The organism is Nesterenkonia aerolata (assembly GCF_031470965.1).
Lineage (GTDB): Bacteria > Actinomycetota > Actinomycetes > Actinomycetales > Micrococcaceae > Nesterenkonia > Nesterenkonia aerolata.
Genome location: NZ_JAVKGR010000004.1, coordinates 180,959 through 194,000 on the forward strand (window position 1 = coordinate 180,959; position 13,042 = coordinate 194,000).

12 protein-coding genes are annotated in these 13,042 nt (G+C 65.4%); 4 read left to right on the top strand and 8 right to left on the bottom strand.

What is annotated here, in order from left to right; genetic code table 11:
* The first annotated feature begins 125 nt into the window (after positions 1 to 125).
* The 3 genes from RIL96_RS05850 to RIL96_RS05860 all read left to right on the top strand — a co-directional run bounded on the left by RIL96_RS05850 (position 126) and on the right by RIL96_RS05860 (position 3,624).
* The gene (locus RIL96_RS05850) at positions 126 to 1,661 is read left to right on the top strand and encodes an AbgT family transporter (RefSeq protein WP_310548077.1); all 1,536 of its coding nucleotides are present in this window, start codon (positions 126 to 128) and stop codon (positions 1,659 to 1,661) included.
* Between the two features lie 112 nt (positions 1,662 to 1,773).
* On the top strand, positions 1,774 to 3,159 hold the full coding sequence (locus RIL96_RS05855) for a M20 family metallopeptidase (RefSeq protein WP_310548078.1): 1,386 nt from the start codon (positions 1,774 to 1,776) through the stop codon (positions 3,157 to 3,159).
* Positions 3,160 to 3,348: 189 nt separating this feature from the next.
* A complete protein-coding gene (locus RIL96_RS05860; RefSeq protein WP_310548079.1) occupies positions 3,349 to 3,624 on the top strand; it encodes a DUF1540 domain-containing protein in 276 nt (91 codons plus the stop codon).
* Between the two features lie 45 nt (positions 3,625 to 3,669).
* On the opposite strand, the gene RIL96_RS05865 is transcribed toward RIL96_RS05860, so the two are convergent.
* From RIL96_RS05865 to RIL96_RS05900, 8 genes are all read right to left on the bottom strand, one after another.
* Positions 3,670 to 4,506 carry a hypothetical protein gene (locus RIL96_RS05865; protein WP_310548080.1) on the bottom strand — a complete coding sequence of 279 codons (837 nt, stop codon included), beginning with the start codon at positions 4,504 to 4,506 and terminating at the stop codon, positions 3,670 to 3,672.
* A 95-nt stretch (positions 4,507 to 4,601) separates the two neighbouring features.
* The gene (locus tag RIL96_RS05870; RefSeq protein WP_310548081.1) at positions 4,602 to 5,804 is read right to left on the bottom strand and encodes a M20 family metallopeptidase; all 1,203 of its coding nucleotides are present in this window, start codon (positions 5,802 to 5,804) and stop codon (positions 4,602 to 4,604) included.
* 46 nt (positions 5,805 to 5,850) lie between these two features.
* Positions 5,851 to 7,431 carry an AbgT family transporter gene (locus RIL96_RS05875; protein ID WP_310548082.1) on the bottom strand — a complete coding sequence of 527 codons (1,581 nt, stop codon included), beginning with the start codon at positions 7,429 to 7,431 and terminating at the stop codon, positions 5,851 to 5,853.
* A 107-nt stretch (positions 7,432 to 7,538) separates the two neighbouring features.
* A complete protein-coding gene (locus RIL96_RS05880; RefSeq protein ID WP_310548083.1) occupies positions 7,539 to 9,521 on the bottom strand; it encodes a BCCT family transporter in 1,983 nt (660 codons plus the stop codon).
* Positions 9,522 to 9,747: 226 nt separating this feature from the next.
* Positions 9,748 to 10,569, bottom strand: a complete 822-nt coding sequence (gene trmB, locus RIL96_RS05885; RefSeq protein WP_310548084.1) for a tRNA (guanosine(46)-N7)-methyltransferase TrmB — start codon at positions 10,567 to 10,569, stop codon at positions 9,748 to 9,750.
* Positions 10,569 to 11,399, bottom strand: a complete 831-nt coding sequence (locus tag RIL96_RS05890; RefSeq protein WP_310548085.1) for a DUF6270 domain-containing protein — start codon at positions 11,397 to 11,399, stop codon at positions 10,569 to 10,571. Before RIL96_RS05890 ends, trmB begins: the two co-directional genes overlap by 1 nt.
* Positions 11,400 to 11,501: 102 nt before the next feature.
* Positions 11,502 to 12,272, bottom strand: coding sequence for a hypothetical protein (locus RIL96_RS05895; protein WP_310548086.1), 771 nt, complete (start codon positions 12,270 to 12,272; stop codon positions 11,502 to 11,504).
* Entirely contained in the window at positions 12,269 to 12,481 is a 213-nt protein-coding gene (locus tag RIL96_RS05900; protein WP_310548087.1) for a hypothetical protein, read from the bottom strand. Before RIL96_RS05900 ends, RIL96_RS05895 begins: the two co-directional genes overlap by 4 nt.
* Positions 12,482 to 12,632: 151 nt before the next feature.
* Between RIL96_RS05900 and RIL96_RS05905 the strand changes: the two genes are divergently transcribed.
* Positions 12,633 to 12,965 carry a transposase gene (locus RIL96_RS05905; RefSeq protein WP_310548088.1) on the top strand — a complete coding sequence of 111 codons (333 nt, stop codon included), beginning with the start codon at positions 12,633 to 12,635 and terminating at the stop codon, positions 12,963 to 12,965.
* Positions 12,966 to 13,042: the final 77 nt, after the last annotated feature.

The following is a 13,042-nucleotide window of genomic DNA, read 5'->3' on the forward strand; positions in this document are numbered from 1 at the left end:
CGAAGCAGTGCCGTCCAGGGTCTCGCCGCGCTAGGTTCTGAGGAAATCTCGGGAGATCGGGACGGAGCATCCGGACGAGCTGTGTGGTTCCGGCAGCGTCGTCCCCCGCTGACTCGGAGGGCACGATGCCACCACGGTCGACACGCAGAACAGCACAGAGCCGACGCCGTGTGCGAGGCCTGGATATCCTCGAGCGCCTGGGTAACAGGCTCCCCGAGCCGATGATCATCTTCGTCTGGCTCATCGGCCTGGTGATCGTGCTGTCCGTCCTCCTGTCCCTGGCAGGAGCCTCAGTCATCCACCCGGATACCGGTGAGGACACCGCGGTCCGCAGCCTGCTCAGCGGTGAGGGCGTGCGCTTCATCCTGGAGGACACAGTCAACAACTTCGTCGGTTTCGCTCCCGTCGGCGTGGTGCTGACGATGATGCTGGGGATCGGACTGGCAGATAAGACGGGTCTGCTGCAGGCGCTCATCCGCGGCACCATGCTGCGGACGCCGGCGTGGCTGCTGCCGTACGCGGTCTTCTTCGTCGCGAACAATGCCGTCATTGCCACTGACGCGGCCTTCCTCATCGTGCCGCCGTTAGCCGCGATGGTCTACCGGACTCTGGGGCGTCATCCGCTGGTGGGGATCATCTCGGCCTTCGCCGGGTCCTCGAGCGGTTATGCCTCCGGTTTCCTCATCACCGCCAACGAGCCGATGCTCGCCGGTATCTCCACCGAGGCGGCGCGCATCCTCGGAGAGGGTGGCCCCGAGGTCACCGCAGTGGACAACTACTACTTCATGATCGCCTCGATGATCGGCTGCACGCTGGTGGGCGGTACCATCACCCGCTTCGTCATTGAACCTCGTCTTGGCCTCTACGAGGGCGAGCACACGGTTTCGGCGGAACCGCTGACCACCTCGGAGAAGCGCGGTCTGAGCGCAGCGGGTCTGTTCACTATCGTCTACATCGGTGCGGTGATCGCCGCGGCGCTGGTCCCTGGCTCTCCGGTACGTGGAGAGGGCGGGGATGTGACGACCTCACCGCTGCTCTCCGGGGTGGTTCCGCTCCTGTTCATCTACTTCGCCCTCGTCGGGTTGGTCTACGGCGTCACCGCCAAGGTGCTCTCCGGCGGACGGGATGTGGTCGAGAAGTTCGCGGACGCCATCGGCAGCATGCGGTTCTTCATCGTCGTGATCTTCTTCATCGCTCAGTTCAGCGCCTATTTCACATGGACCAACATCGGGCTGTGGATCTCTGTCAACGGCGCGGACCTGCTGCTCGCCATGGATGCCACGGGTTTCGGCGTGCTGCTGGGAGTGATCGTGGTCTCGGCGCTCCTGACGCTGCTGATCACCAGCGGTTCGGGGCTCTGGGCGATCCTCGCGCCGATCTTCGTCCCGATGCTCATGCAGGTGGGGTTCCACCCGGCCGCAGTGCAGATGGCCTATCGGATCGGGGACGGTTCGACGTCGATGATCACCCCGCTGATGCCCTACATGGTGGTCATCCTCGGGTTCATGAGGGAATGGGACAGGGAGGCCAAACTGGGGCACATCCTGTCGAACACTGTGCCGTATGCGATCGGTGTCTTCCTTGTTCAGACCGGCCTCTTCCTGGCGTTCTATGCTTTCGGCATCCCGATCGGACCCGGCATTGACTTTCATCTTGAGTGATACAGCCCCCATCTCCGAGGCCCGCATATTCGGTATGGGACCGTGATCCTGACCGGCTCGTCGGCAGCCCACCAGATAAGTCCCTCAGACACCCCTGAAGAAGGAGAGTTCAGTGACCCGACAGGACGCGATCACCCAGGCCCATGAGTATGCCGACTCCGGAGCGCTGCTGGCAGATGTCAGGCGCCGTGTGGCCTATATGACGGTGAGTGCTGAGCCTTGGGGCGAAGCCCACACTCGTCGATACTTCGAGGAAGAGATCCGCCCGGTTCTGGACCGGATGGGCTTTTCGGTCAGGGTTCAGGAGAATCCGACCTCGCCCGGACATCCGTTCCTCTTTGCTGTGCGGGAGGAGCCGGAGTCCGAGCTGACCGTGCTCACCTACGGTCACGCCGACGTCCAGCCTCCACAGGAGGGGCAGTGGGATGAGGGTCTGTCGCCCTGGGACCTCACAGTTGATGGTGACCGGTGGTACGGACGTGGGACCGCTGACAACAAAGGTCAGCACAGCGTCAATCTTGCCGTGTTGGCGCAGGTTCTCGAACAGAGGCAGGGGCGTCTGGGTTACACGCTGAAGCTCCTTCTCGAGTCTGGTGAGGAGGTCGGATCTCCCGGGCTGGAGGCGATCTGTGCGGAGTACGCGGAAGAACTCTCCGCCGATGTCTTCATCGGATCCGACGGACCCCGGTCTCTGGCGGAGAGCCCGACGCTGTTCCTCGGTGCGCGAGGAATGAGCATGCTGCGCCTGGAGGCCGATCTCCGTGAGACCTCCTATCACTCTGGAAACTGGGGTGGGGTCCTCGCCAACGCCGGGACCGTGCTGGCTGCTGCGATCAGCAGCCTCGTCGACGGCAGAGGTCGTATCCAGGTTGAGGGGCTGTTGCCTCCGGCGATTCCACAGAGCGTCCGTGACGCGGTGGCGGCGCTGGATATCGCCACAGGACCCTCTGATCCTCCCCTCTCCGCAGGGTGGGGCGAGCCGGAGTTATCTCCGGCCGAGCGGCTCTTCGCGTGGAACACACTCGAAGTGGTCGATTTCCTCACCGGTGATCCGGGAAACTCCGTCGGTGCGATTCCGGGAAAGGCAGTGGCCACGCTCCAGCTGCGCTTCGTAGTGGGGACCGACGAGGAACGAATCTGCGACCGCGTGCGCGAGCACCTGGTGGCGGCCGGCCTCGACTCGGTGGAGGTGACCGAGGTGGCGCGGATGTCGGCGACGCGTCTCGACCCTGATAATCCGTGGGTCGAGTGGGCGACGGACTCTCTGGAGAAGACGACAGGGAAGGAGCTCGCGCTCCTGCCCAACCTCGGAGGCAGCCTTCCGAACCGCGCCTTCGCAGATGTGCTTGGCTTGCCCACCCTGTGGGTGCCGCATTCCTATCCGGGGTGCGCCCAGCATGCGCCGAACGAGCATCAGTTGGCCTCCCTGAGCCGCGAAGCGATGGGCATGATGGCGGGACTCTTCTGGGATCTGGGGGGAGAAGACTCCCTGAGGTAGAGAATGCCGGCGCCGTCGGCTCGGGCCGCGGGTGACGTCGAGTTAGGTCACGACCGCATGACGGAAACCGCTTTTTGCAACATTGATATCAGCTAAGGTTCGCCATTCTTGCGGGTTTCTGAGATCTAGGTATCGTCGAAGATGCAGCAGCGATCCCCGCCGCTGCGCAGATCTGAAGGGACCAGCATCATGTCGACCGCCGTCCGCTCCTGCGCCGCCACCGCCTGCGCCTTCAACAACGAGTCCTCCTGCAGCGCACTGGCCATCACCATGGCTGGCTCCGAAGGTGCCGCTGGCTGCGGGACCTTCGTCCAGCTCGACGCCCGGCGTCCGGTCTCCGCGGAGACCTCCACCGTCGGTGCCTGCCACCGCCTGGAATGCGCCTACAACACCGACCTCGCCTGCACAGCGCAGGGCATCGAGGTCACCGACGTCGCCACCTGCGCCACCTACACCGTCGCCTGATCGCGAACCCGCTCACGGCTCCATGCCAGTGACGTGCGCACCTGTTCACAGGTGCGCCGCGGCCTCCACCGGCATCGCGGTGACGATCCGCTGCCATGCTTCGCGGGGCCCCGCATCGCCTGCCGGTGTCCATCCGGCCAGTCGGATATGCACTGAGGCTGTGGCCTCGCCGCGGACGCGCAGCAGGGTGACGCCCCACTCGTCGACGTCGGCGATGTGTACCGGAGCCAGCTGCATCCCGGCGGGAGTCTCCAAGTTCAGGGGCGTGACCGTGCCCGGCAGTAGGCCCATCTCCACCGCGTCTGCCAGGTCCGCCAAGACCTCGGGCGCGGTGGCCTGCACGGCATCGACCAGTGCGGAGAGCTCGTGCGAGGACTCGTCCGATTCCGGCACCAGCGGCAACGTATGACGGCAGAACGCCGTCACGCCGGTGCAGTCATGCAGCAGCACACGGTCAGTCTCGACCACGCCCACCTGCACTCGCGGGCCCACATCGGCCACCAGCTCCGCCACACGGCCACGAAGATCCAAGGACGCCGCCTCAGCTGCGTCACGGCACCACCGCAACGTCCCCAGCAGGTGCACTGACGCCGTCCGCAGCGGCAGCAGCAGGTCCGCCGCATCCTGGGTGATGTCCAGGCGGACCTCGACGTCGTCATCCATGAGGAACCCGCTCAGCGAATCAGCCAGAGTCGGCACATAGGCCACGACGATCTGCCCCGTCCCAGAGATCCCCCGAACCGCAGACGATAGCGTCTGCCCGGCACGGTAGGCCGTGACCTCCACAGCCCCCTCCCCGCGCAGCAGCCGCTGGGTGAGCAGCCGCCGTCTCTGGCATGAGATATCTGCGTGCTCGCTGAAGGGGTCGTGCGCCTGAGTCATGGAGGTCCTTCCCGCCGTGTGCTCCTCATACTAAGGCACACCTAAGGTCAGGGCGCAAGCTCAGTGTCGCGCATTCCGCATCAGCCTGTCCTGGCTCACTTCACCGCATCAGCGAGGATCCCTGCCAGAAGCGCGGTCTGCGGCGCGATGCCGGAGAGCAGGATGTGTTCGTGCACAGCGTGTGGCCCTTCCCCCACGGCTCCCAGACCGTCGAGCACCGGCAGGCCGAGAGCGGAGACGAAGTTCGCATCCGAGGCCCCGCCGACAGCCGTGGGCTGCAGCTCACGGCCCAGTCCACGGCCGATCTCCACCACGCGCTCCAAGAGGGGAGCGGTCTCCGGGCCCGGGTTCATCGGCGGCCGGTTGGCGTCGACGTCGACCTCCAGCGTCAACCGCTCATCTGCGGCGTAGGGTTCGGGCAGCCGCAGCGCCTGCAGCTCCGCCACCACGCGCTCCTGCTCCTCAGGCATCGTCACTCGCACATCCACCAGTGCTTCCGCCGCACCGGCGACCACATTGCGCCCGGTGCCGCCGTGGAAGGTCCCCACTGTCACCGTCGTCCCGTGCTCGGCAGACTCCAGCGCCACCACCTCACTGATCAGCGCAGCCAGCGCGTGCACGGCACTCGCGCCCTTCTCCGGCTCAAGCCCCGCGTGGGCCTGGCGCCCGGTGACCCGCAGGTCCGCGAAGACCATCCCCTTACGGCGGTCCTTCGGATTCCCTGCCGCGCTCGGCTCGGTCACCAGGGTCAGCGCCGACTCCCGTGCCGCGGCCTCGATATGCGGACGCCCGGCCACCGAGCCGATCTCCTCATCACCGGTGAGCAGCATCCGCACCGGCGGGTGGCCGATGCCCAGCTCCCGCAGGGCCTTCACTGCCCAAGCGGTCTGCACGATCCCGAACTTCATATCCAGCACACCGGGGCCGGTGAGCCAGTCTCCGTCCACGCTCAGCGGCCAGGTCTCGATCGTGCCCGCCGGCCACACGGTGTCATAGTGGCAGACCACCAGCACCGCGTCACCTGCATCAGCTGCCGGGACCATGGTGCCCTCGGCGTCGCGGCCCTCCCAGCGCAGGTCGAGGACATCACCGTAGCTGCCGCCGTCGTGCCGGGCCTCAGCCGAGGGCTCGCCCAGCAGGCCCACCACCACCGCGCGCACGACGTCGAGCCCGGCATCCAGCAGCGGTTTATCGGTGCTCGGGGTCTCAGCGTGGACCAGGGTGCGCAGGTCTTCGAGGAAGGCCTCGCGGTGGGTGTCGATGTAGTCAGCCACGGAGGAGGCGGGCGTCGTCGTCATAGTCGAGCAGTCACTTTCTGAAGGGTGGGGGACGGTCAGGGTTGGCTCAGCGCACGGGCACGCCGGGGCCCAGCGGGATGCCCAAGGCGTACCACAGCATGAAGAACAGGAACCACCCGACCAGCAGGGCGATGGCGATCGGAAGGGTCATCGACAGCAGAGTCCCGATGCCTGCGCGCGGGTAGTACCGCTGCAGATACCCCAGCACCAGGGCGAAGTACGGGCTCATCGGCGAGATGATGTTGGTGGGCGAATCACCCATGCGGAACAGCATCTGGGTGACCTCCGGGTCGATGCCCAGGATCATCAGCATCGGCACCAGCACCGGGGCCATCAGGGTCCACTGGGCCGAACCGGAGGTGATGAAGAAGTTGAAGCCCGCCACCAGCAGCACCACGCCGGCGAAGAGCACGATGACGGGTAGATCCGCCTGTTCCAGCAGGTCCGCGCCGTTGATCGCCAGCACGGAGCCGATGTTCGACCAGCTGAAATACGCGATGAACTGCGCGGCGGCGAAGAAGATCACGATGATCGGCGCCAGCTCCTTGATGGAACGGCCCATCATCTCCGGCACATCCTGGAACTTCGTGATGGTGCCGGTGACCAGCCCGTAGGTGATCCCGACGACGAGGAACGCCAGCGCGATCGGCAGCGCGATATCGGCCAGCAGCGGGGACTCCAGCGCGTTCCCGCCCTCGCCCTCCATCGGTGAGCCCGGGATCAGCAGCAGGCAGAAGTACACGGCGAGGAACCCGGCCAGCGCGAGCAGCGACCATAGCAGCCCGCGGACCTCAGTGGCGGAGTAGTGCAGCAGCGCGGCGTCGTCGGTGTCGGCGTCGATATCCCGCCCGGCGGTGAGCACGGCGGTGGCTGCGCCGCCTTCGGCGTCTTCTGCGGCACGGAACCGGTCACTGATCCGCACCAGCACCGTCTCGGCGACCAGGGTGACGATCAGCGCCAGCACCACTGAGGAGGCCATGGAGAAGAAGTAGTTGGCCACCGGGGAGACGACGTAGTCCTCGTCGATGAGTTGGGCCCCGGCGGTGGAGATCCCCGCCAACAGAGGGTCAGTGGCAGTGATCAGCAGGGAGGCGTTGTACCCGGCCGAGGCCGCACCGAAGGCGACGATCGCCCCGAGCACCGCCGACCGGCCGACGGCCTTGAACGCGGCGGCGGCCAGCGGGATGAGGATCACGTAGATCGCATCCGAGGCCACCGAACCGGTGACACCGGCCAACGCGATGGTGAAGGTCAGCCAGCGGGCGGAGACCCGGGCGACGATGACGCGGATCGCCGCGCTGATCAGCCCCGACCCCTCTGCGACGGCCACACCGAGCATCACGGTGATGATCAGGCCCAGCGGCGGGAACTCGACGAAGTTCTGCACGGCATCGGTGATCATCTGCTGGAACCCATCGGGGGTCAGCAGGGACTGGACATCGATCTGCTCCCCGTCGGCGGGGTTCTGCGCGCCCACGCCGAGGGCCTCCAGCACCGCGGAGAGCGCGATCACCACCCCGGCGAGGATGACGAAGAGCCAGAACGGGTGGGGCAGATAGTTGCCGATCCTCTCCACCCACTGCAGGGAGCGGACCAGCCGCCCTTCCTCCCGCTGCTTATCAGCCATAGTGTGCGCCCCTTCGACGGCTACCGCTTCTGCTGCATGCTCTTCGATGCCCCGCCCGTTCCTTCGCGGCTCCGGGGGAGTGCGGCAAGTGTAGCGTGAGCTGTGCCTCACTCCCGTGAGTCCTCCTCAGGGTCCCAGCCGTCACCCCATTCGCCGGTCTCGAAGTCGTACTCCACCGGGCGGCCGTCCTCGTCGGTGCGGCGGTACCAGTCGGTGTACTTCTCGTGCTCGGAATCGATCTCCGCGCCCGCACCGGCTCCGGGCGGCGACTGCCCTACCTGCAGCCGGAAGTCATCCCCGTAGGAATCGATTCCGGTGACCACGGCATCGGCCAACGCCTTCTCGGCGTAGATGCCGCGCAGCGCGGCCGGATCAGTGCGCAGTTCCCGGACGAAGGCCACCATGATCAGCACCAGGACTGCGGCGAAGGGCAGCGCGGTGACGATCACCAGGTTCTGCAGCCCGGTCAGCGCAGTATCACCGCCAGTCAGCAGCATGATCACCGCGACCCCGGCCATCACCAGCCCCCAGAACACGACGACGGCGCGGTGCGGGTTCTGATCCCCGCTGGTGGAGAGGATCCCCATGACCACTGCCGCGGAGTCGGCCGAGGTGATGAAGAAGATCGAGAGCACGATCATCACCACGATCGGCAGCCACTGCGCGTAGGGCAGGTTGTCGATCATGGTGAACAGGACTTCCGGCGGGGACATCTCCGCCTCGAAGCCGGGGGCGTCGTTGCGGTACATCCAGATCGAGGTGCCGCCGAGGATGCCGAAGGCTAGGAACAGCACTGAGGAGGGCACCAGGGTGACCCCGAGGATGAACTGGCGCAGGGTGCGGCCGCGGGAGACCCGGGCGATGAAGATCCCGACGAACGGGGACCAGGAGATCCACCAGGCCCAGTAGAACACTGTCCAGATCGCCTGGAAGTCGACGGTCTCCTGACCCCAGGAGGCCGAGCGGCCGAGCATCTCGAACATGGTGGAGAAGTGCTCCATGAGCGCCGAGGGCAGCATGTTCAGCAGGAACATGGTGGGTCCGAGGAGGAACACCAGGCCGAGGACGCTGAGCACCAGGACGATGTTGATGCTGGAGAGGTAGCGGATGCCGCGTGCGACTCCGGAGATCGCCGAGGCGATGAAGGCCAACGCCAGGACGAGGATGACCAGCACCACCGCGCCGGTGCCGAGCGTCGCGCCGGTGACCACACCGATGCCTTCGGTGATCTGCAGGGAGGCGAGGCCGAGCGCGGCGGCGGTGCCGAAGAGGGTGGCGAAGAGCGCGAAGATGTCGATGATCCGGCCGGGCAGTCCATCGGTGTGGCGCTGGCCGAGCATCGTGCGGAAGATCGAGGACATCAGCGGCACTCGGCCGCGTCGGTAGGCGGCGTAGGCCACGGAAGCGCCGACGAGCGCGTAGATCGCCCAGGCGTGGAAGCCCCAGTGGAAGTAGGTGTAGGCCATCCCGGTGTGCAGGGCCTCAGCGGTCTCGGCGGCGGCGGTGCCCGGAGGAGGCGACTGGTAGTGGCTCAGCGGTTCGGAGGGGCCGAAGAAGAACACGCCGATGCCGATGCCGGCGGCGAAGAGCATGGCGACCCAGGAGAAGGTGGAGAACTCGGGTTCATCACCGTCGCGGCCCAGACGGATGTGTCCGTAGCGGCTGAAGGCGATGATGAGCATGAACACCAGTACGACGGCGGCCAGCGCGTTGAACAGCCAACTGGCGTTGTCCATGGTCCAGCCGAAGACGGCCCCGGCGACGTCGCCGACTCCCGACGGGCTGATCAGGCCCCAGGCGATGAAGGCGACGGTGAGTGTGCCGGCGACGGCGAAGATCCAGTGGTCGAGGCGGTAGCGGCGACGCTGTTCATCGATGCCGATGCCCGGGACCAGCGCGGGGTGGATGTCATGCGGGTAGTCCGGCTGGGAGAAGACGCTGAGCTGCTCTAAGGAGAGTCCGGTGCGGCGGCCGGCCCGGCAGGTGACGGGGTTCGCGCTGGGGCTGCCGGGCTGCGGGGCGCGGTGTTCTTGGGTGGGTCTGTCGTCTTGGGCGTGACTGGTGTCGTGGGTGGGTCTGTCGTCGGGCATGGCGTCCTTCGGTGGGGGGTACAAAAGATTGCTCTCTCCTCCCATCCCGCCCCACCACCACCACTACGCGCAGTGACTCTGGAGTTCGTGCCCTTTTCAGCGTCAAATCGGCGTCAAAAGGGCACGAACTCCAGAGTCAACCGTGGGGGAGGGCAGGTGTGGGCAGGTTCGGGCGGAGTGAGAGGTGTGCGGGGTGAGGACGTACTGGCTGAGAGCGTCGTCGGTCTCAGCTGTTGCGGCGGAAGGTGAGGTCGAAGATGCGGCGTCCGGCCTCATGCGCCTTGGCTTCGAAGTCGGTGAGAACGCGGCCGTCGAAGCGTGGCGCCCAGCCTCCGGTCTCATCCAGAGCATCGTCGAAAGCCATCGGCTCGTCCTTCTCGAGCCCTTCGTGACGGACGGCAGTCAGCGGAGAGTCCGCCCCGGCGCGCTCACCGGTGTGGAGGTTGGTGAAGCGCGGGTCGGCGGAGATGAGTTCGCGCATCTGGGCGGCGTAGCCGGACCAGTCGGTGGCCAGCCGCCACAGCCCGCCTTCGGGCAGCAGTCCGGCAACGCGCTCGATGAACGGGCCCTGCACCAGGCGGCGCTTGTGATGCTTCGTCTTGTGCCAGGGGTCGGGGAAGAAAACCCAGAGCTCGTCGACAGTGCCGCGGGGCATGAGCTTGTCGATCAGCTCGACGGCGTCCACACAGGCGATGCGCACGTTGGTCAGGCCCTCACGGCGCAACCGCGAGGCCAGCTGGGCCACGCCGGGCCGGTAGACCTCCACGGCGATGAAGTCGGTGTCCGGACGCTGGTGGGCGGCGTGGACGACAGCCTCGCCGGAGCCGGTGCCGATCTCCAACACGCGGTGGGCGCGGCGGCCGAATTCAGCATCCCAGTCGAGGTGGAAGTCCTCGGCGACGGAGGTGTCGCGCTCGCCGTGAGGGATGTCGAGCAGCTCGTGGCCGAGAGCGGCGTCCCAGGCGCGCTGACGGCGCGGGGGCAGGTTGTTGCTGCGGCGGACGAAGGACAGCGGTCGGCGCATCACCGGGCGCTTCTGCTCTTCCATCAGGAGCTCTCCTTTGCGGACTCGCCAGAGGTGGTGGACTCGTCAGGGGCTGTCTCATCCGGCGCGATGACGGCCTTCACTGCATCCTTGACCGCGTCCTTGGGCAGGGCCCCGAAGTCCTCGGCGAGCCGGAGGAGGATCTCCCCGTAGACCGCGGGGGAGTAGTGGAAGGGTGCGAGACCCCAGACGTGCTCGGGGTCGGCGCGAACCTCGCCTGCGGAGATCTCCAGAATTCCCAGGCCAGTCTCCCGGAGCAGGTCCACGTAGCGGCGGTACTTCTTATTGGCCTGAGCGGGCTGGGTGCCCATCGAGGCGGGGGCTGGGCGGCCGTCCACGGTGGTGGTGGCCCACGGGATGTTCAGCACTACGGTTTTCTCGAGCAGTCCCAGCTCACGGAGGGTCTGGATGAACGTGCTGATCTGCTTGGACCAGCGTTCGAAGTGTTCATCAGTGCCGAAGGGCAGGTGCCGGGCGTTCTCGACGGCGGCGAGGGCCTCGGGCACGTTGATGAGGTCGATGCTGCGGGTGACGACGGCGCCGTCGTCGAAGAGGTACACCCCGTGCCGCTCATCGGTGAGGTCCCAGAGGAGAAGGTCGATGCCGTCGAGTTCGCGCAACCGCTCGATGACGTTACCGGCGAAGTCCCCGCGCATCATCCGTTCCTGGAAGGGGGAGGAGACCTGCGCGTCATCGGGGAAGCGGTCGCCGGCGTCGGAGCCGGCGGAGAGCAGTGACTGCCGGGCGATGTAGGCGGCGACGTCGATGATGTCCTTGCCGGCGAACTCCGCAGTGTCCCGGGAGACGCAACTGCCGTAGATAGCGGTGCGCACAGGTGTGTGGTGTGCGGAATCTTGGGGCGTCACTCGTCTTCCTCCGGTGGACAGGCGTCGGTACAGGATACCTGGGGCGCGGACGATGGTGTCCGTCTCCCGTCACCATTGAGCGACGGCGGGATCCTCGGGTGCTGTCACGGCAGGGGTCCAGCCCGGTGGGGTGACGGTGTATCCCTCGCTACGGAGGTAGTCGAGCGCATCACTGTGATTGCGTGCGAGCAATGCGCGAAGTTGCAACCGACGCCATTCGGCACGGCTTTGCGCCAGGTATTCTACAGCGTCGGCTTTCTGCTTGACTCCGAATTCTCCGATGAGCATCTCCAGGACATCTTCGATCCCTGGGCGCAAGCGAGGGCCGCCGAGAGGGAAGTGGATCTGGCTCAGATAGGGGAGTTTTCCCTGCGTCAACTTCCGCAATCGCTGTTTGGAGCGTCCGGAGGTGCTGAGCATCATGCCGTGGAGAAACTGATCGCGGTGAGCATGGACATGCAGGTGCGCTGACGGTACAGAGTCTGGGCGGCGTATGTACTCGTATCGCAAGAGGGGTTCATCGCTTCCTAGCAGACCGACAGCAATGCGACTTGATTGGACTGTGAGGAATTTTTCGACGAACATGTCAAAACGGATTTCCAAGCTGAAGACTGCGTCGTCAACGTCTGAGGAGACAAGAGCAATCTGGGGCTTGGGGTTGGACTGGAGCGACGCCAGCAACCTGTCCGTGTCCTTTCGGGGCTTCACCAGGTCAACGTCAAACGGCTCGACATCAGATTCCACTGTGCGACTGATCAGAGATCGGACGTTTTCCGCGAACTGTGTTGCTCGGGGTTTCAGCTGGGATTGAGCGTTGTCACTATCAGGCTCAATGATCATGCGATGGTGTGGTGTTCCTCGTTCTCCGACGCTGCTGCGGAGCTCAGTAGAAAATCGTAGGCTTCGATCTTCTGGAATCGGGCACGCTCCTGGGAGCGCAGAGAGTAATTCCGAGCAAGCTCGTAGACCTTGTCTTCAGGCATCTCGAATGACTTCAGCAAGTCATGCCGACGCTTCTTGACCTCATCAAGAGTGAGGATCTCTGTCATGGGCACCACCGCTTAGGTGCTTTGTGTGTTTACGGGATGTCATTCGGGGTCGCACCTCAGTCTAGACAGCAGCGTTTGCAAAGATCGAGGCCTGTTCATCTGAACCGTACTGGGTTTAGTTCCACTTTGTTGAGCAGAGAGGATTGGAACTATGCCGAAGAAGTACAGCCCGGATTTCAAGGAGCGGGCGATCAGAATGGTGGAGGATCACCAGCGAGTCCATGCCTCGTCAGTGTGGAGCGCTGCTGAGGCAGTAGGACAGAAGTTGGGAATCTCCGCGCACACGGTGCGTGGCTGGATGAAGCAAGCCCGCAAGAAGCTCCTCAGCGGAGATGTTTCTGTCCCTGGTGAAGGCCGCTCTGCTGCGCAGGAGCGGATTGCCCAGCTGGAGGCTGAGAACCTCGAGCTGCGCCGGGCCAACGAGATTCTGAAGTCGGCTTCGGCGTTTTTCGCCGCGGAGCTCGACCGCCCCACCACGAGATGATCCGCTACATCGATGAGCATAAGGGGCTATTCACCGTTGAGCGTGGAGTCCCTGTTGGTGGGGGATCCTGCGGCGTC